Origin of the sequence: Mesorhizobium sp. B3-1-6 (genome assembly GCF_006439555.1) — a bacterium.
In the GTDB taxonomy this organism is placed as follows: Bacteria; Pseudomonadota; Alphaproteobacteria; order Rhizobiales; family Rhizobiaceae; genus Mesorhizobium.
In genome coordinates this window covers 19,072-36,031 of record NZ_VFTM01000026.1, presented here as the reverse complement: position 1 = coordinate 36,031, position 16,960 = coordinate 19,072, and the positions used below count along the sequence as shown (strand labels likewise).

Annotated in this window: 17 protein-coding genes; 3 read left to right on the top strand and 14 right to left on the bottom strand. The window is 63.8% G+C overall.

Translation table 11 applies throughout. The features are described 5' to 3' along the window. Window positions 1-5 precede the first annotated feature (5 nt). On the bottom strand, window positions 6-1,844 hold the full coding sequence (gene recQ, locus FJ414_RS22105) for a DNA helicase RecQ (protein WP_140646504.1): 1,839 nt from the start codon (window positions 1,842-1,844) through the stop codon (window positions 6-8). After that, on the bottom strand, window positions 1,844-3,256 hold the full coding sequence (locus FJ414_RS31890) for a sulfotransferase (RefSeq protein WP_246672475.1): 1,413 nt from the start codon (window positions 3,254-3,256) through the stop codon (window positions 1,844-1,846). Before FJ414_RS31890 ends, recQ begins: the two co-directional genes overlap by 1 nt. A 666-nt stretch (window positions 3,257-3,922) precedes the next feature. On the opposite strand from FJ414_RS31890, the gene FJ414_RS22095 reads away from it, so the two are divergent. Further along, window positions 3,923-4,549 (top strand): LysE family translocator, encoded by a 627-nt coding sequence (locus FJ414_RS22095; RefSeq protein ID WP_140646503.1) that lies wholly within the window; start codon window positions 3,923-3,925, stop codon window positions 4,547-4,549. A gap of 6 nt (window positions 4,550-4,555) precedes the next feature. On the opposite strand, the gene FJ414_RS22090 is transcribed toward FJ414_RS22095, so the two are convergent. After that, entirely contained in the window at window positions 4,556-5,296 is a 741-nt protein-coding gene (locus FJ414_RS22090; protein ID WP_140646502.1) for a sulfotransferase, read from the bottom strand. Window positions 5,297-5,341: 45 nt separating this feature from the next. After that, window positions 5,342-5,539, bottom strand: coding sequence for a hypothetical protein (locus FJ414_RS22085; RefSeq protein WP_140646501.1), 198 nt, complete (start codon window positions 5,537-5,539; stop codon window positions 5,342-5,344). A 9-nt stretch (window positions 5,540-5,548) separates the two neighbouring features. On the opposite strand from FJ414_RS22085, the gene FJ414_RS22080 reads away from it, so the two are divergent. Next, window positions 5,549-6,637 carry a glycosyltransferase family 9 protein gene (locus tag FJ414_RS22080; protein WP_140646500.1) on the top strand — a complete coding sequence of 363 codons (1,089 nt, stop codon included), beginning with the start codon at window positions 5,549-5,551 and terminating at the stop codon, window positions 6,635-6,637. 108 nt (window positions 6,638-6,745) lie between these two features. Here FJ414_RS22080 and FJ414_RS22075 read toward each other — a convergent pair whose 3' ends face one another. From FJ414_RS22075 to uxaC, 8 genes are read right to left on the bottom strand one after another with little or no spacing between them, the layout of a single operon-like run. Continuing rightward, window positions 6,746-7,078 carry a cupin domain-containing protein gene (locus FJ414_RS22075; protein ID WP_181181675.1) on the bottom strand — a complete coding sequence of 111 codons (333 nt, stop codon included), beginning with the start codon at window positions 7,076-7,078 and terminating at the stop codon, window positions 6,746-6,748. 34 nt (window positions 7,079-7,112) lie between these two features. Then, window positions 7,113-7,880: a 2-dehydro-3-deoxy-D-gluconate 5-dehydrogenase KduD gene (kduD, locus tag FJ414_RS22070; RefSeq protein WP_140646495.1), complete on the bottom strand. Its 768-nt coding sequence runs from the start codon at window positions 7,878-7,880 to the stop codon at window positions 7,113-7,115. Next, the gene (gene kduI / locus FJ414_RS22065) at window positions 7,877-8,728 is read right to left on the bottom strand and encodes a 5-dehydro-4-deoxy-D-glucuronate isomerase (protein ID WP_140646493.1); all 852 of its coding nucleotides are present in this window, start codon (window positions 8,726-8,728) and stop codon (window positions 7,877-7,879) included. Before kduI ends, kduD begins: the two co-directional genes overlap by 4 nt. Window positions 8,729-8,748: 20 nt before the next feature. Further along, the gene (locus tag FJ414_RS22060) at window positions 8,749-9,522 is read right to left on the bottom strand and encodes a FadR/GntR family transcriptional regulator (protein WP_140646491.1); all 774 of its coding nucleotides are present in this window, start codon (window positions 9,520-9,522) and stop codon (window positions 8,749-8,751) included. A gap of 11 nt (window positions 9,523-9,533) precedes the next feature. Then, window positions 9,534-10,814, bottom strand: coding sequence for a TRAP transporter large permease (locus FJ414_RS22055; RefSeq protein ID WP_140646490.1), 1,281 nt, complete (start codon window positions 10,812-10,814; stop codon window positions 9,534-9,536). A gap of 3 nt (window positions 10,815-10,817) precedes the next feature. After that, a complete protein-coding gene (locus tag FJ414_RS22050) occupies window positions 10,818-11,399 on the bottom strand; it encodes a TRAP transporter small permease (protein WP_140646567.1) in 582 nt (193 codons plus the stop codon). 5 nt (window positions 11,400-11,404) lie between these two features. Continuing rightward, window positions 11,405-12,382, bottom strand: coding sequence for a TRAP transporter substrate-binding protein (locus tag FJ414_RS22045; protein WP_140646489.1), 978 nt, complete (start codon window positions 12,380-12,382; stop codon window positions 11,405-11,407). 37 nt (window positions 12,383-12,419) lie between these two features. Beyond that, entirely contained in the window at window positions 12,420-13,823 is a 1,404-nt protein-coding gene (uxaC, locus tag FJ414_RS22040; protein WP_140646487.1) for a glucuronate isomerase, read from the bottom strand. A gap of 164 nt (window positions 13,824-13,987) precedes the next feature. Between uxaC and FJ414_RS22035 the strand changes: the two genes are divergently transcribed. After that, window positions 13,988-15,511, top strand: coding sequence for a mannitol dehydrogenase family protein (locus FJ414_RS22035; RefSeq protein ID WP_140646485.1), 1,524 nt, complete (start codon window positions 13,988-13,990; stop codon window positions 15,509-15,511). Window positions 15,512-15,564: 53 nt separating this feature from the next. Here the strand turns inward: FJ414_RS22035 and FJ414_RS22030 are convergent, their stop codons facing one another. Further along, entirely contained in the window at window positions 15,565-16,431 is an 867-nt protein-coding gene (locus tag FJ414_RS22030) for a hypothetical protein (RefSeq protein WP_140646484.1), read from the bottom strand. A gap of 69 nt (window positions 16,432-16,500) precedes the next feature. After that, window positions 16,501-16,908, bottom strand: a complete 408-nt coding sequence (locus FJ414_RS22025) for a F0F1 ATP synthase subunit epsilon (RefSeq protein WP_140646482.1) — start codon at window positions 16,906-16,908, stop codon at window positions 16,501-16,503. Between the last annotated feature and the right edge of the window lie 52 nt (window positions 16,909-16,960).

The following is a 16,960-nucleotide window of genomic DNA, read 5'->3' as shown; positions in this document are numbered from 1 at the left end:
TCTTGTCAGCTTTCTGACGGGTGCGCCGCGATCGCACTCAAGAACGCCTCCCCGAACTCCTTGAGCTTGGCTGCACCAACGCCGTTGACTTCGGCGAAATCGTCGATGTCGCGCGGACGGCGCTCGGCCATGTCGATCAGGGTGCGGTCGGAAAACACCACATAGGCCGGCACCTGGCGTTCCTTGGCGAGCCGCAGCCGCAACGTCTTGAGCGCGGCCAGCAAGGAAGTGTCCACGCCCTCGCCGCCCATGGCGGAACCCTGCGCGGCCCGCTTCCTGCCGCGCGCGAGACGGTCCCGGCCCTCGACACGATACTCGAACGCAACCTCGCCACGCCCGAGCGCGCGGCCAGCTTCCGAGATGGCGAGACCGCCATGGCCGTCGGGATCCGGCATCAGGAAGCCGCCGGCGACGAGTTGCCGGATGAGCGACAGCCAGACCGGCTTCCTGTGCACGATGCCGGTCTTGAAGCTGGCGAGCTTCTGATGGCCCCTGGCCAACACCTTTTCGGTCTCATGGCCGAGCAGGATGTCGATGACATGGGCGGCGCCGAAGCGCTCGCCGCTCTGCGCGACCGCCGCGAGGATGATCCGCGCCTCCGTCCCGCCATCGGCGCGCGGCGCCTGGTCGAGGCAGTTGTCGCAATTGCCGCAGGCCTGCGCCTCCTCGCCGAAATAGCCGAGCAGCACCTGGCGCCGGCACTGCGCCGTCTCGCAATAGCCGATCAGCATGTCGAGCCGGCGATGCGCACGTCTTTTGTGCTCAGGCGAGGTGTCCTCGTCGTCGATGAACATCCGCCGCGTGCGGATGTCGCCGGCACCGTAGAGCATGTGGGCTTCCGCCGACCGGCCGTCGCGTCCGGCACGGCCGATCTCCTGGTAATACGCCTCCAGGCTGCCGGGCAGGTCGGTGTGGAAGACATAGGCGACATCGGGCTTGTCGATGCCCATGCCAAAGGCGATGGTCGCCACCATGACGACGCCGGAGAGGCTCATGAACGCGTTCTGGTTCGCCTCCCGCGCGTCCTTGCTCATGCCGGCATGATAGGCGAGCGCGCGCACGCCGTTCTTGTCCAGGAAGGCCGCCATTTCCTCCGTCTTGCGGCGCGACAGGCAATAGATGATGCCGCTCTTGCCCTGGTGGCGCTCGATGAAGCGCAGCAGCTGGCGCTTGCTGTCCTGCTTGGGCTCTATCGCCAGCTTGATGTTGGGCCGGTCGAAGCCCAGCACCAGGGTCTCGGCCCGCCCGGCAAACAGCCGCGCTTCGATGTCGGCGCGGGTAGCCTCGTCCGCCGTCGCCGTCAGCGCGATGATGGGCGCTTGCGGAAACAGCCCGCGCAGCCGCGACAGGTCCTCATATTCGCGCCGGAAGGCCGGGCCCCACTGCGAGATGCAATGCGCCTCGTCGATGGCGATCAGGCCGATATCGAGCCGGGACAGGGCTTCGAGCATCCGCTCCGTCATCAGCCGCTCCGGCGCCATATAGAGCAGCCGCGTCTGTCCGGACGCGACGCGGCGCCAGGCCGCGACATTGGCGTCGCGGTCGAGCGAGGAATTGATGGTGTCGGCGGCCACCCCGGCAAGGCGCAAGGCGGCGACCTGGTCCTGCATCAGCGCCACCAGCGGCGACACCACGATGGTGAGCCCGCCCTTGACCAGCGCCGGAACCTGGTAGCAGAGCGACTTGCCGGCGCCCGTCGGCATGACCGCCAGCACATGGCGCCCGGCCAGCAACGCCTCGATCACGCTCGCCTGCCCCGGGCGAAAATCGTCGAAGCCGAACACATCCTTCAGGACGCGCCGCTTGTGGTCCTCGGCCCGCAGGCCCGCTGCCTGTGCCGGCATCACCGCGCCGTTCCCGCGTTCAAGGCGTCGGCCGGCATGTCGTAGCCAAATTCGCGGCAGAAGCTTTCCACGCGGGCGAGGAACGCCGCCGGCAGCCCGTGCAGATAGGTCCGGAATTCTTCATTGCGCTCCCATTTTTTCAGCGACGTCGGCCGTATCGGATTGTCCGCATCCCGGCTGTACAGAGTGACCGGTGAAAGACCGAACGACCGAGCGATCCTGCCCTGGACGATATCGGGTTCAGCGATCAAGTCCTCGTAGCGCAGATGGAAAACGGCTCTTTCAGGCTGAGCTTTTCTAAGGCGCATCAATCCGTCATACTCCGCCTCCCAGCGCTCGGTCGTTACATGAAAGCGCCGCTCGTTCACAGTCTCGGGATGAGAGCTGGTGAGCACGTCGAAAGGATGCCGCACGCAATAGATCAACCCGATCGAGTCCGGCAAATGCTCGATGTCCTTATGGCTCTCATAGGTGCGTTTGACGACCAGATTGAATTCGGGCCGATCCAGTTCGAGCAGCGTCCGGTAGGGCGCTTCGTCCGCATGGACATAGATATCGTCGAAGCACCCCATCAAGCGACGGCTGAGCGTGGTTCCGCTGCGGGCACAGCCGGCAATGAAGATTCTTTTGCGAGACGTCATTGCCGAGGGCAGCCAGGGCGCAGCCTTGCGCAAGCGCCAGAACAGCCGTCTTGCGCCACGCCGCAGAGTGGTCGCCGGCGTCCGGACTGCTTTGGCAGGAACGTCCCTCGAAATGATCTCGGCCAAGGCGATGCCGCTCTCCCCGGCGACGGCGTAGAGCAGCCAGCTTCGCCCGTCCTCTTCGAAAATGGCGGGGTCGCGCAACGCGTTCTCCCTGCCCTTGGCAGGGCCTTCCCGGCTGTGACGGACCGGCAAGCCCGCCCCTTCGAAATCCATCTGCGGCCGCAGCAGTTCGGTCTCACCCCGCACCGTCCAGTTTCGCCAGTCCTCGGCGAGATCGATCGTGCCGTGAAGGATCCGTTCCGGCGCGTCGCCCCTGCGCGTGTAATAGACCCGCAGCCAGCGACCGGATTTCTGCAGCGCCAGATGCCGTGGGACGGGGAGACGGTTCATGCCGTGAAGAACGGCCGGGCCCCGTTCGAAATCGGAGATGCCGGTCCTGGAGCGGAAGACGGTGACGGCCCCTGTCCCGAGAAGACCGTACCACCATTGGCCGTGGTGGAAGAACCGGGCATAGGAAGGCCCGAGCGGCTCGGAAAGCGGATTGAAATGAAGGCCGTCACCGGATGTCGCGGCAAAGCTCATCTGGCCTTCCCTGCCTTTTGCCGGTCCATGAAAATACATGATGAAGCGACGCCGGCGCTGATCGACGTGAACGTCGGGAGACGCGATGTGGCCTTCGATGAAGGGGCATTGATCGAGCGACAGCACCCCGCCGGGATGGATGCGCCACGGACCCTCGATCGAATCCGCGTGAGCGAGGCGGATATAGGAGCCATTGTGGTCGGCGAAATAGAGATAATAGGCGCCGAGCCGCCCGGGCGCCCAGTCGGGCATGCCGATCAGCGACGGTCCGTTGATGTTGATCCCATCGCCGCCGGGCAACATGTCCGGCGTCACGATGAGCCCATGCCGCCTTGCGGTGAGAACGGGTTGCGCGATCATGCGGCGGGCTGCTTCCGGTCGCCGGTTCCGTTCCGACGACCAGCCAGCCTGTTGTGGAGCCTGCACGTTCCAGCCCGGTTTCGCTGGGTGTCACGTGTCGCTTGCTCTTCCAAGCCAGCCCCCTTCAAGGATTGATCCTGCCGCCGCCGCGCGCGGCAGGCGCCTTGGCGATGGCCGGTCCGGCATCGTTCGGCCTTGTCGTTTCGATACAACGGCGTGCGTTAAAACGGAAGCCAAAGCCTGGGCCTGCCCGAACACGCACCGCCAAGGCGAGGACGCTGTGATGAAATCGTCGAAGCCTGACGGGCCGCCAGGCCGTTCCGCTTCGCGGCGACGCCGGCATCGCCGCCGGAGTTTCGCCGGCCCGTTCTGCGGTGCTATGACGCCAGGCCGCCCGATGAAGGGCGGCGGCTGGCGCAAAGGAACCCTCGCATGATCGACCCCGTCACGCTCATCACCTATATCGCGGTCGTGTTCGGCTTCGTCCTCGTCCCGGGGCCGGCGACGCTGCTCACGGTCGCGCGGGCGACGAGTTCGGGCACGAAGGTCGGCATCGCCACCGGCGCCGGCGTCGCCGCAGGCGATGTGATCCACACCATCATGGCCATCGTCGGCATCTCGGCCGTCATCGCCGCTTCGGCGACGCTGTTCAGCATCGTCAAATATATCGGCGCGGCCTATCTCGTTTACCTCGGCATCCGCGCCATTTTCGAAAAGGCGCCAGCCGATCCGTCGGCTAGGTCGTTGCCCGTCTCGGCGGGCAGGGCCTTCCGGCAGGCGATCCTGACCGAAGTGCTCAATCCGAAGACCGCGCTGTTCTTCCTGGCCTTCCTGCCGCAATTCGTGCACCCGCAATCCGGTTTCGTGGTGCTGCAGCTGATGACGCTGGGCATCATCTTTGTCCTGCTCGGGCTCTTCAGCACGGTCGTCTTCGCCGTCAGCGCGGGCGGCCTGGGTTCCTTACTGCGCCGCAATCCGGCAGTGCTGAAATGGCAGGGCAAGGCGGTCGGCGGCATCTATTGCGCGCTCGGCATACGCCTGGCGCTGCAGCAGCGCTGAAATGCTTCACCCGGTAGCGCCGGTCCAGGCAGGCATGTCGTAGCCGAATTCGCGACAGAAGGCATGCATGGGTCCAAGAACGGCCGGTGACAGCTGACCTTGAAGATAGGCGCGATAGTCTTCGTTGCGCTCCCACTTGCGCAGCGAGCGCGCGTGGATAGGGCGCTGCCCGTCCCCGGTCACCGGCACTCTCGGGCGGAGCCCGAACCGATCTGCGATTCGCTGCACGGCGTCCGGGCCGGCGATCGTGTCTTCGTAGCGCACGTAGAGAATATCGCGCGCCGGCTGCGCCTTTCTCAGGCTCAGCAGCGCGTATTCCAGCACCCAGCGGTCCGCCGTGGTGTGAAATCGACGTTCCCCCATGGTCTGCGGATGCACGCTGGTGAGCACATCCAAAGGATGTCGAACGCAATAGACGAGACCGATGTCGGCAGGCAATTTTGCAAGGTGGGCGAAGGCCCGGGAATCGCGCTTGACGACCAGATTGTTTTCCCGGCGGTCCAGCAGATAGAATTTCGTGTGCCGCGCCTCGGGCGGCCAGACGAAAGTGTCCTCGAAGCTTTTCATGATGCGTTGCGTCAGGGTCGTTCCGCTGCGCGCGCACCCGGCTATGAATATCTTGTTGGCCCGCGCGGCCCACGCATTCGGCCTCGACCGCCAGCGAATTTTGACGGCCGTCACAAGGCGATCAAGCTCCCTGCTTGACCGGACCATCAGAAAACCGACGGCCGCCCCGAGTTTTGGCATATCCACCCCCATCGCGTGGAACGACTTGCCCCAGCCGCCCTCGGTTCATTGGCCGAAATAGCCTTGTTTGAAGCCGGAACCCCCGGGCCATGTCGAGCCTGACATCGCCAACCCGGTCCCCGCCGGCGGGATGACAAAGCCAAGCTTTTCCTTATACAAGAAACCAGGCATGTTCTTGCGGGATTTCAGCCGGGGGTGCTGATTTTTCTTGCAAGAATTCTTGCGATCCAGCTTCTGCGGCATCACACATCAATGGAATTCGCCGTCACGATGGATTCGTCCGCGCCCATGCTGATCTTCTATGCCCGCAACGACGCGCTTGGCGACGGCCTGCTGCGGATTCCGGCCCTGCGTGCGGCAAGAACGGCCTTTCCGCAAAGCCATATCGTCTACGGCGCCATGCGCGGTTCATCGCTCTCGCAGGCGTTGCGCAAGCATGTCGCGCATCTCGTCGATGACTTCAGGACGAAGACGCCGCTTTCCGCCATCCTCGCCGAATTCGCGCCGCGCGGCCGGAGGGCCATCGTCGTCGATCTGCGGACCGGCGTGCCGGGCCTGATGCTCACGGCTCTGCAACTCGCGGGCCGGGGCATCCGCTATGAAGCGAATTTTGCCGGCCATCTTCTGTCGCTGCGCTGGGGCACGCGATTGACGCTGCGGCCGGAACACAATGCCTGGCGCTATCACCGGCTCATCGAGCGCCTGGCGGGCCGGCATCTGCCTTTCGATCACAGGCTCGATGTTCCGGACGCCGCCCGCGCGCGGGCGCGCCAGTTGCGGGACGGTTGCGGGCGTCCGCTCGTCCTGCTTGGCGGCAATGCCCAGGGCAGGAAGTGCATGAGCGAAAATCAAGTGGTGGCCGTCGCCGGCAATCTCATCGGTGCCGGCTACCGGGTGCTGTATCTGGCGACCCCCGGCAGCGGACCGACCCCGCAGGCTCTGGTCGCAAGGGAAAGCCGCCTCCAAGTGGCCAGCCCGGAACTCGCGCCGGACGTCGCAGGCTTCGACGATCTCCTGCTGGCGCTGGGCGAGATGGCGGTCGCCTATATCGGCATGGAGGGCGGGCTGGCGCATCTCATGGCCACCGTCATGACGCCGGCGGTGATCGTCAACAACGGCGCCAATATGGAGCGCTGGCGGCCGCTTTCGAATACGGTCGAGGTCGTCACGGCGCCCAGGCGAGGCCGTTCGGCCAATGTCGCCGACACGCCGGTCGAGGCCATACTCGATGCCGCGCATCGCCTGCTCGCGGCAGGCTGCCGCGACCACGCGGCGGCCGCGCCGGTGCCGGAAAGGCGTGAAGCCGCTCCGGTGCAGTCCGGCGTTTCCGTGAAACGCTGAAACGCTCTAGAGCATGATCCCGAAAAGTGGGAACCGGTTTTCGGAGAAAGATCATGCTCCAGCAAAGAGTTAGATCGTGACGGCGATTCAACGAAACGCCATCACGATCTAGCCCAGGAAATCGGCTCGGCAGGGCGCAAAACTGTCGACCAGCCGCCCGGCCTCCAGCGCCTTGACGCCATGCACGAGATTGGACGGCACGATGAAGCTGCCTCCTGGTTCGAGGATCTCCGATCGGCCGTCGATGGTGACCTCGAAGCGGCCCTCGGCGACATAGCTTGCCTGGACGTGCGGATGCGAATGCAGCGCGCCGATGCCGCCCTTGTCGAAGGCGAACTCGACCATCATCAACTCATCGGTGTGCACCAGCACGCGTCGCCTGTTGCCGTCCGGCGTCGGCTCCCAGGCCTTTTCGCCTACATGGGAAAAGATATCGGTCATCACTCAACGTCCATTCGAAAGGAGCAGGAAACTGTCATCGCGCCAGCCAGCCGCCATCGACAGGCATGACCGCGCCGTGCACGTAGTCCGACGCCGGCGCGAGCAGGAACACCGCCACGTCACCGATATCGGTGGGCTGGCCCCAGCGTCCGGCCGGGATGCGCCCGAGGATCGCGGCGCTGCGGTCGGGATCGGCGCGCAAGGCTTCGGTGTTGTTGGTCTCGATATAGCCCGGCGCGATGCCGTTGACGTTGATGCCTTTTGCCGCCCATTCGCAGGCGAGCAGCCTTGTGAGGCCGAGCACGCCGTGCTTCGAGGCCGTGTAGGAGGCAACGCGGATGCCGCCCTGGAAGCTCAGCACCGAGCCTATGTTGACGATCTTGCCGCGCCGCCCCGGCTCGGCAAGCACGCGCCTCGCGAAACCCTGGCAGAGGCGAAAGACCGTCTTCAAATTGACGTCCATCACCTCGTCCCAGTCGGCTTCGCTGAGGTCGACCGCGTCGGCGCGCCGGATGATGCCGGCATTGTTGACGAGGCCGTCCAGCGGGCCGCTCTCGCCCCAGACGCGGTCGAGCATCGCAACTGCCTCGGCCGGATCGCCGAGATCGGCCCGTACCGCTTCGAAGCTGCCACCCGCCGCAGCGACCTTCCCGGCCGTCTCGTCCATCGCCGAGCGGCCTGCGCCGACGACCACGCCGCCGGCGCGCGCGACCGACACGGCGATGCCTTGCCCGATGCCGGTGTTGGCGCCGGTGACCAGGATGCGCTTGCCCGTGAGGCTGAAGGCGGAAAGATCGCTCACCGCAATTGATCCATCGCCACCTGGTCGACGTCGGTATAGTCGACATTGTCGCCGGCCATCGCCCAGATGAAGGCGTAGTTGGATGTGCCGGCGCCCGAATGGATCGACCAGCCCGGCGACAGCACCGCCTCCTCGCTGCGCATGACGATGTGGCGCGTCTCGTCCGGTTCGCCCATGAAGTGGAAGACGCGCTGCCCTTCCGGCAGATCGAAATAGAGATAGGCTTCCATGCGCCGGTCATGCACATGGCAGGGCATGGTGTTCCACACCGATCCAGGCGCCAATTGCGTCATGCCGACGACGAGCTGGCAGGTCTTGACGCCGTCGGCGTGGATGAACTGGAAGATCGAGCGTTCGTTGCTGGTCGCCTGGCTGCCGAGGTCGAGCCGCCTGGCGTCGCCGATGCGGATCAACTGGCTGGGATAGGTCCGATGCGCCGGCGCGCTCAGCAGGTAGAATTTTGCCGGCTTATCGGGCTCCGCCGAGGCGAACGACACCTGCTCAGTGCCCATGCCGAGATAGACCATGTCGCGCACCGCCAATTCGTAAGGCAGGCCGTCGGCCATGACGGTCCCCGCGCCGCCGATGTTGACGGCGATCAGTTCGCGGCGGTCGAGGAAAGCCTTGGTTCCGGTCGGCTTGATCGCCTCGAGCGGCAGGATTTTGTCGACCGGCATGGCGCCGCCGACGATCATGCGGTCGTAATGCGTGTAGGTCAGGCTGACAAGGCCCGGCTGGAAAAGCCCCTCGACGTGGAAATGGTGGCGCAGCTCGTCGGTCCCCATGGCCGCGGCGGCGATAGGATCGATGGCGAAGCGCGAGGAAAATTCGGTGTGTGTCTGGTCCATTTCTAGGCCTTGTCTGACGGTCACTCGGTCGATGCCGCTTTCAGCGAATTGGCATAATAGGCCTGTCTGGCCTGCAGCCGCTCGCGGTAGCGCTGCTGGCTGCGGGTCAGATGCGTGCGCATCGCCTCGCGCGCGGCCTCGGCATCGCCCGCCGAGATCGCATTGAGGATGACGAGGTGCTCGCGCTGCAGGCCGCGCTGGTACTCGTCCGACTGGACGAGCTCTGTCGACCAGGGCGAGGTCACGTCGCAGGGAATGGCGCGGCGTCCCAGCACATCGAGCATCTCGACATAGAACGGGTTGTTGGTGGCGCTGGCGATCGTGCGGTGGAAGGCGAGGTCGGCCGGGCCGGTCGGCTGGCTGGCGAGCAGCAGCCGCTCGAACTCGAAGAAGGCCTCCTGGATCGCGGCCTCCTGGGCGGCGTTGCGTCGGATGGCGGCTAGGCCCGCCGATTCGATCTCGATCGCGAGGCGGACCTCGAGCACGTTGAGCGCGACCGAATCCTTGGCTCCCATGTCGGCGGCCAAAACGCCGAAGGTCGTCGAGATGTGCTCGCTGACGAAGACGCCGGCGCCTTGCCGCGCTTCGACCATGCCATCGGCGGCAAGCTTGGCCAGCGCCTCGCGGATGACCGTGCGGCTGACGCCGAAAGTCTCCGTCAGCTGGCCTTCGGTTGGCAGCTTCTGTCCGGGCGGAACCTCGCCTGCCAAGAGCTGCTTGCGGATCGCCGCGACCACTGTCTCCGACAGCTTCGGCTTGCGTTCGACCCTGAGGTCGGCAACTGTTTGGGACACGTGGTGCCCTCCTAATGGAACAGGCTCGGCAGCCACAATGAGATTTCCGGTATGTAGGTGACAAGCATCAGCACCGCGAAGGCCGCTCCATAGAACGGCCAGATCGAGCGCATTGCCGTCCAGATGGGAATGCGACCGATGGCGCAACTGACGAACAGCACCGCGCCGACCGGCGGCGTGCAAAGGCCGATGCCGAGATTGAGGATCAGGATGACGCCGAAATGCACGGGATCGACGCCATAGGCCATGACCACCGGCAGGAAGATGGGCGTGGTGATAATGATGAGCGGCGACATGTCCATGAATGTGCCGAGGATAAGCAGGACGACATTGATCAGAAGCAGTATGACCAGCTTGTTGTCGGACACGGACTGCAAAAACGCGACAAGCGCTGCCGGGACCCGGAGATAGGCCAGCAGCCAGCCGAAGGCCGCGGCGCAGCCGATAATCATCAGCACCATCGCTGTCGTGCGCACCGCCGCGGTGGTCGCGGTGACGAAATCGTTCCAGCTCATCGACCGGTAGATGATCAATGTCACCAGGAAAGCATAGACGATGGCAATGCACGAGCTTTCGGTGGCGGTGAAGATACCGGATCGGACGCCGCCAAAGATGATGCCGATCAGGATCAGCCCGGGAATGGCGGCGACAAGCAACTGCAAGGCCCGGCCGAAACCGGCAAACGGTTCCGTCGGATAGCCGCGCCGGCTTGCCACCAGATAGGCGGTGACCATCAGTGACAAGGCCAGCAACAGCCCCGGCAGAACGCCAGCGGTGAACAGATCCGCGATCGAGATGCGGCCGCCGGCGGAGATCGAATAGATGATCATGTTGTGCGACGGCGGGATCAGCAGCGCAATGATGGCGCCGACTGAGGTGATGTTGACGGCATAGTCGACGCCGTAGCCGCGCGCCTTCATCTGCGGGATCATCAGCCCGCCGACCGCTGAGGCATCGGCCACCGCCGAACCGGAAATACCGCCGAACATGGTCGACGCGGCAATGTTGACTTGGCCCAGACCGCCGCGCAGATGGCCGACCAGAGACCCGGCCAATGCCACCAGGCGGGCGGCGATGCCGCCGCGAACCATAAGGTCGCCGGCGAAGATGAAGAACGGGATGGCCATCAGCGAAAAGACGCTGACGCCGGAATTGAGCCGCTGGAACACCACGACGGGTGGCAGGCCGATCGTGAGGATCGTCGCGAAGCTGGCGACGCCGAGGCAGAACGCGATCGGCGTGCCGATAACCAGCAGGAAGACGAAAGTGCCGAAAAGCACGATCAGCGCCATGGTTCAAAGCTCCTCGCCGGTTGCGTAGATGTCGGCATCGACCGGCAGCCCGGCAAAGCGCCCCGCCAGCCGCTCGAGTGAAAACAGGCAGACCAGCCCGCCACCCAGGATGACCGGCAGGAAACTGACGCCGCCAGGCAAGGCGAGCGATGGCATCACTGTGTTCCAGGTCAGCCTGGCCAGCTGTACGCCATAGACGATCATGCCGGCGCCGAAGGCCAGCACGACGAGATCGGAAATGCTGCGCAGCACCGCCTTGGCCGAGGCAGGCAAGACATAGAGCAGCACGTCGAAGCCGAGATGCGTGCGCTCGCGCACGCCGACGGCGGCGCCGAGAAAGATGAACCAGCCCATGAGCAGCACGGATGAGGATTCGGTCCAGCTCGGCGAGCGGTTCAGCATGTAGCGCGAGAAAACCTGCCAGAAGATGATGACAGTCATCAGCGTCAGCCCGGTGCCGCTTACCCATAACGCCAACCGCGCAAGCCCGGAAAGGGTCCGTTCCACCCGCAGCCAGAACCCTTTCGGACCCGACCGGCTGGATGGCAGCGCGGAAACCTCCGTGCCACCGGGCCCGTTGCCCATCCCGGTCATTTCGTCGCCTGGATACGGGCGGCGAGGTCCTTGAGCTCGGGAGTCGACAGATATTTGTCGTAGACCGGCTTCATGGCGTCGATCAGCGGCTGCTTGTCGATCTCGCTGACCTTGACGCCGGCCTTCTCGACGATGTCGCGTGACTTCTTTTCCTGCGCGTCCCACAGCTCGCGCATCTTGACGACGCTGTCCTTGGCCGCCTGGCGCACGATCGCCTGGTCTTCCGGCGCGAGCTTGTCCCAGCTTGCCTTCGACATCACCAGCACCTCCGGCACGATCTGGTGCTGATCCAGCGTGTAGTGCTTGGCGACCTCGTAGTGCTTGGCGGATTCGAAGCTCGGCCAGTTGTTCTCGGCGCCGTCGATGACGCCGGTCTGCAGCGCCGAATAGACCTCGCCGTAGGCCATCGGCGTGGCGTTGGCGCCGAGCGCGTTCACCATGTCGACAAAGACGTCCGACTGGATGACGCGGAACTTCATGCCCTTCATGTCTGCCATCGAGGCGATGTCCTTCTTGGTGTTGTAGAAGGAGCGCGCGCCGGAATCGTAGAAAGCGAGTCCGACAAGGTCATGCGCTTCGAAGGCCTTCAGGATCTCGTCGCCGATCGGCCCGTCCATGACATGGCGCATATGCTCGACCGAGCGGAAGATGTAGGGCAACGACGGCACAGCGGTTTCCGGCACAATGCCGTTGAACGGCCCCATGGAGACGCGATCGAGGTCGATGACGCCGGCTTGGGTCTGCTCGATCGTGTCCTTTTCCTCGCCGAGTTGCGCCGAATGATAGACCTCGATCGAATAGCGCCCGTTGGTGCGCTGCTTGATCAGTTCGCCCATATATTTGACCGCCTCGACTGTCGGATAGCCGTCCGGATGCGTGTCCGAAGAGCGCAGGACGGTTTCGGCCCGCGCGGTGCCGATCATCAAGGACCCGATGGCGAATGTCGCCGCCAGCAATCTCGAAATACGCAACATGTTCTTTCCTCCCTTCAAAAATCACGGATGCCCTGGCTCAGAGCCGGTACGCTTTCTTGGCAAGCGAGTAGGCAAGCTCCCGCGCCAGCTCATGCGCCTCCTCCTCCCGGAGGCGATGCTCTGCGACCAGCCGCGCCAGAAAGGCGCAGTCGACACGCCGCGCGACGTCGTGGCGCGCCGGGATCGACGGAAAGGCGCGCGTGTCGTCGTTGAAGCCGACGGTGTTGTAGAAGCCGGCCGTCTCGGTGGTCATCTCGCGGAAGCGGCGCATGCCTTCCGGGCTGTCGTGGAACCACCAGGCCGGCCCGAGCTTGAGCGCCGGATAGACGCCGGCGAGCGGCGCAAGCTCGCGCGCATAGCTCGTCTCGTCGAGCGTGAACAGGATGATTGTGAGGTCGCGCTCCAGCCCGACGCAGTCGAGCAGCGGCTTCAGCGCCGTCACATAATCGGTCCGGGTCGGGATATCGAAGCCCTTGTCGCGGCCGAATCTCTGGAAAACAGAAGGCGAATGATTGCGCCATGATCCAGGATGGATCTGCATCACCAGGGCGTCGTCGCGGCTCATCTTGGCCATCTCGGTCAGCATCTGGGCTCGGAACAGTTTTCGCTCGCGCTCATCCTCGGAGCCGCTCCGGATGCGGTTGAACAGATCTTCGGCCGCCGCGTCGGAAAGATTGGCGGTCTCGGCCGTCGGATGGCCGTGATCGGACGAGGTCGCGCCGAATTCCTTGAAATAGGCGCGGCGCTTTCGATGCGCATCGAGATAGCCGGACCACCTTCCGGTGTTGCATCCGGTGATCTCGCCGAGGCGATCGAGATTGGAAGCAAACCCTTCGAAATCGGGATCGACCACGGCGTCCGGCCGGTAGGCGGTGACGACACGGCCGTTCCAGCCGCTGTCGCGGATCGTCCGGTGCCATTTGAGATCGTCGAGCGCGCCTTCGGTCGTCGCGATCACCTCGATGTTGAAGCGTTCGAACAGCGCGCGCGGCCGATAGTCGTCGCGCTGGAGCAGCGTGGCTATCGTATCGTAGATGCGGTCGGCGCTGGTCGCGGTGAGCGGCTCCTCGATGCCGAACAGATGTTCGAACACATGGTCGAGCCAGAGCCGTGTCGGCGTGCCGCGGAAGAGATAATAATGTTCGGCGAAGCGCCGCCAGATCGCCCGGCCGTCGGTCTCGACCGGCGAACCGTCGAGCGTCGGCACGCCGAGCTCCTCCAGCCGCACGCCTTGGCTGAACAGCATGCGGAAAATGTAATGGTCCGGCACGATCAAGAGCTGCGCCGGATCGGGAAACGGTTCGTTGAGCGCGTACCAGCGCGGGTCGGTGTGGCCGTGCGGACTGACGATCGGCAGGTCCTTCACACCCGCGTAAAGGTCGCGCGCCAATGATCGCGTTTCCGGCGCGAACAGCAGGTCCGGATCGGTCAATGCGGCCACGCGGCTCCTCCCAGGCTTCGCTATTGGTAGATCGGTCAGAGATAATGTCAACATACAAATATTATGCAGTTGTATGATGACTTTCCAAATGAGTACGGCCATTGTGTACGGTGACAGTGGGTGTTACGTCGCTGCCGTCGTTTTCCGATCGGAGACTGGCTTCCATGAGCGGCCGCCTGTCCAACGCTACCCTTGCGGAGCTGCCGCCCGAAGTTGTGGTGCCTCGCTACGACCGCAAGTCCGTCGCGCCCGGCATCGTCCATCTTGGCGTCGGCGCCTTTCACCGTGCCCACCAGGCCGCCTATGTCGATGCCTGCCTGGCGGACGGCGAGAGCGATTGGGGCATCGTCGGCGTCTCGCTGCGCAGTCCCGACACGCGCGATGCGCTCAAGCCGCAGGACGGGCTCTACACGCTGGCAATCAGGGACAGCGCCGGCGAACGGCTGCAGGTCGTCGGCTCGATCCAGTCCTTGCTCGTCGCCCCGGAAGACCCAGGCGCGGTGCTCGCCGCGCTGACCGATCCGCGCATCCGCATCGTCACACTCACCATCACCGAAAAGGCCTATCTCAGGGCGGCCGACGGCACGCTCGACAGCGCGCATCCCGATATTGTCCACGACCTCGCCAACCCCGGATCGCCGAAGACGGCGCATGGCTTTCTGGCCGAGGCGCTCGCGCGCAGGCGCGTCGCCGGCATACCCCCCTTCACCGTGCTCTGCTGCGACAACCTGCCGGCCAACGGCGCCACGCTGCACCGGCTGTTGATCGAATATGCGAAGCTCCGGGATCTACGGCTCGCCCGCCAGGGCGATGCCGGGGCCGCCCGTCAGGGCGATGCCGACCTCGCGCGCCATGTCGCCGACGACGTGGCCTTCCCGTCAAGCATGGTCGATCGCATCGTGCCGGCGACGACGGATACCGATCGCGCCCGCATCGCCGGCGAACTCGGCCTCGATGACGCGTGGCCGGTGATGACCGAGCCGTTCCGGCAATGGGTGATCGAGGACCGCTTTCCCGCCGGGCGGCCGGCCTGGGAGAAATTCGGCGTCGCCATGGTCGAGGATGTCGGCCCGTTCGAGGACATGAAGCTGAGGCTGCTCAACGGCGCGCATTCGGGCATCGCCTATCTCGGCCTGCTCAGCGGCCACGCCACCGTCGATCGCGCCTTTGCCGATCCGTCGATCCGGCAGTTCGTCGACTGGCTCTGGGCCGAGGCCATTCCAACCCTGCCGCAGGATGCCGGGCTCGACACAAGCGCCTATACGGCCGAGCTCGCTGAGCGCTTTTCCAACACGGCGCTCGCCCACCGCACTGCGCAGATCGCCAATGACGGCAGCCAGAAGCTGCCGCAACGCATCGTCGCCTCCGCCCTTGCGAGGCTGGAAGCCGGGCTGCTTCCTGAATATCTGTCGCTGGTTGTCGCCGCCTGGATCGCCGCCTGCGCCGCTCGCGGCAAGACTTTGCCCGAGGGCCACTTCACCGATCCGCTCGATGCCGCCCTCGGCGACCTGTTCGGCCGCAATCTGCCGACGGCAGAAATGACGGCGGCGGTGTTCGATCTCGCCGGCTTTGCCAAGGGTCACCCGGAACGGCGGAAATTGATCGAATTTGTCGCCACACATCTCGTCCATTTCAAGCAGGGCGGTCCGGCTCTTGCCTTCGCCGCACTTGATTTGGAGAGCGAATGATCATGGTGCAGGACCAGCAATGGTTTCCGGCAGGGCGCGCTTAGAAGGAAACGTCAGGCAGCGCTCCATTTCTTACGAGCACCTTTTAGCCGCTCATCAAGGCCGCGCTTGTCAATAAGGCCGATAAAATCAACAACGTGACAGAGAATACGCTGTAGTCGGATCTTCCTGAAATCCTTACCGCCGTCCTCCAAATTCAGCAAAAAGTTGAGAACAACCAGCGACCATGACTTCGTCGAACTCAGGTTGTCGCTATTTATTAGGTCGACAAAGCACCCATATCCTATAACCGATCGGTTCGAACCTCTACTCTCAATCATCGATTCCCCGATTGCGCGCAATTCTTCACGAAAGACAAGCGTGTCACGCCAGCTATCCCAGTCGCTAGCTGTATTAATGTGTCCGTCTGCAAAAGCGGACCTTATAGCGGACAAAGATTCGTCAACCTTGGCGGTATGTCGATTTCCCGAAGCTTGGTAGAACGTAAGCTCTTGACGATATAGCTCTAGCCACCCCAAGAACGCACAGAGGCGATACAGAGTACTGACAAATTTGTAACGCTGGTAATACGGGTCCTGGTCACTGTTTCTTTCCTGTCTCAACGGCCGTGAATCGAAGACTCGTTGCGATAGAAATACCGTGGGATAGGTGTCACAGATTTCGACTAGGCGGTGTCCGAGTTCTCGCGCGGAGAGCCTCAGAGGATCACGGTACTTTTGATAGATTTGCTCAAGAGCCCGATCTTGCTTCCACAGTTCAAAGGATCTGGAAAAGAAGTACTCCTTTATAACGATGCCAAGAATCGACCCAATGGTCGATACCAGCGCACCGACAAAAGCAAACCCCAGCCAAGTTTTAAGGTCTAAGCCAAGCACGACAACGCCCCCGGGAATTTGTTCTCTGAGGGTAACAAAGCTCAATGAGATTTGAAATCGCCGACGCGCACCCTACGCAACAAACCACTCAATAGGGAACCGCTCTTCGGGTCGTCAGGCCGGCAGCAGCGCGCCTTCCAGCGTGGTGAGCTGGCTGAGGAACTGCTCCGCCTTGCTGCGGCTCTCGTCGTCCTTTGCGTCGGCCGCGTCTTCCTTGGCCTCCTGGATGCGGCGAGCCAGATCGGCGCGATCGATGTCGTTCACATGCGTCGCCGATTCGGCAAGAAGCGTGCAGCCGGAAGGCAGGATGTCGGCGAAACCGCCGAACACGACAAAGCGCTCTTCCTTGCCGCCCGCGGTCTTTATCGTGACGACGCCAGGCTTGATGGTGGTCATGACCGGCGCATGCCGCGCCATCACGGTCATCTCGCCTTCGGCGCCCGGAATGACCACGGACTCCACCTGCTCGGAAACGAGCAGCCGCTCCGGCGAGACCAGTTCGAACTTGAAAGCTTCAGCCATGTAAAACTTAGCAGGTAGGGAATAGTGAGTAGTCAGTAGTGAAGGCAGGCAA

What these genes read in the sequence shown, in the direction of transcription:
- recQ (WP_140646504.1), bottom strand. Translation starts at nt 1,844, where the DNA reads ATGCCGGCACAGGCAGCGGGCCTGCGGGCCGAGGACCACAAGCGGCGC.
- FJ414_RS22095 (WP_140646503.1), top strand. Translation starts at nt 3,923, where the DNA reads ATGATCGACCCCGTCACGCTCATCACCTATATCGCGGTCGTGTTCGGC.
- FJ414_RS22090 (WP_140646502.1), bottom strand. Translation starts at nt 5,296, where the DNA reads ATGCCAAAACTCGGGGCGGCCGTCGGTTTTCTGATGGTCCGGTCAAGC.
- FJ414_RS22085 (WP_140646501.1), bottom strand. Translation starts at nt 5,539, where the DNA reads ATGCCGCAGAAGCTGGATCGCAAGAATTCTTGCAAGAAAAATCAGCAC.
- FJ414_RS22080 (WP_140646500.1), top strand. Translation starts at nt 5,549, where the DNA reads ATGGAATTCGCCGTCACGATGGATTCGTCCGCGCCCATGCTGATCTTC.
- FJ414_RS22075 (WP_181181675.1), bottom strand. Translation starts at nt 7,078, where the DNA reads ATGACCGATATCTTTTCCCATGTAGGCGAAAAGGCCTGGGAGCCGACG.
- kduI (WP_140646493.1), bottom strand. Translation starts at nt 8,728, where the DNA reads ATGGACCAGACACACACCGAATTTTCCTCGCGCTTCGCCATCGATCCT.
- FJ414_RS22055 (WP_140646490.1), bottom strand. Translation starts at nt 10,814, where the DNA reads ATGGCGCTGATCGTGCTTTTCGGCACTTTCGTCTTCCTGCTGGTTATC.
- FJ414_RS22050 (WP_140646567.1), bottom strand. Translation starts at nt 11,399, where the DNA reads ATGGGCAACGGGCCCGGTGGCACGGAGGTTTCCGCGCTGCCATCCAGC.
- FJ414_RS22045 (WP_140646489.1), bottom strand. Translation starts at nt 12,382, where the DNA reads ATGTTGCGTATTTCGAGATTGCTGGCGGCGACATTCGCCATCGGGTCC.
- FJ414_RS22035 (WP_140646485.1), top strand. Translation starts at nt 13,988, where the DNA reads ATGAGCGGCCGCCTGTCCAACGCTACCCTTGCGGAGCTGCCGCCCGAA.
- FJ414_RS22025 (WP_140646482.1), bottom strand. Translation starts at nt 16,908, where the DNA reads ATGGCTGAAGCTTTCAAGTTCGAACTGGTCTCGCCGGAGCGGCTGCTC.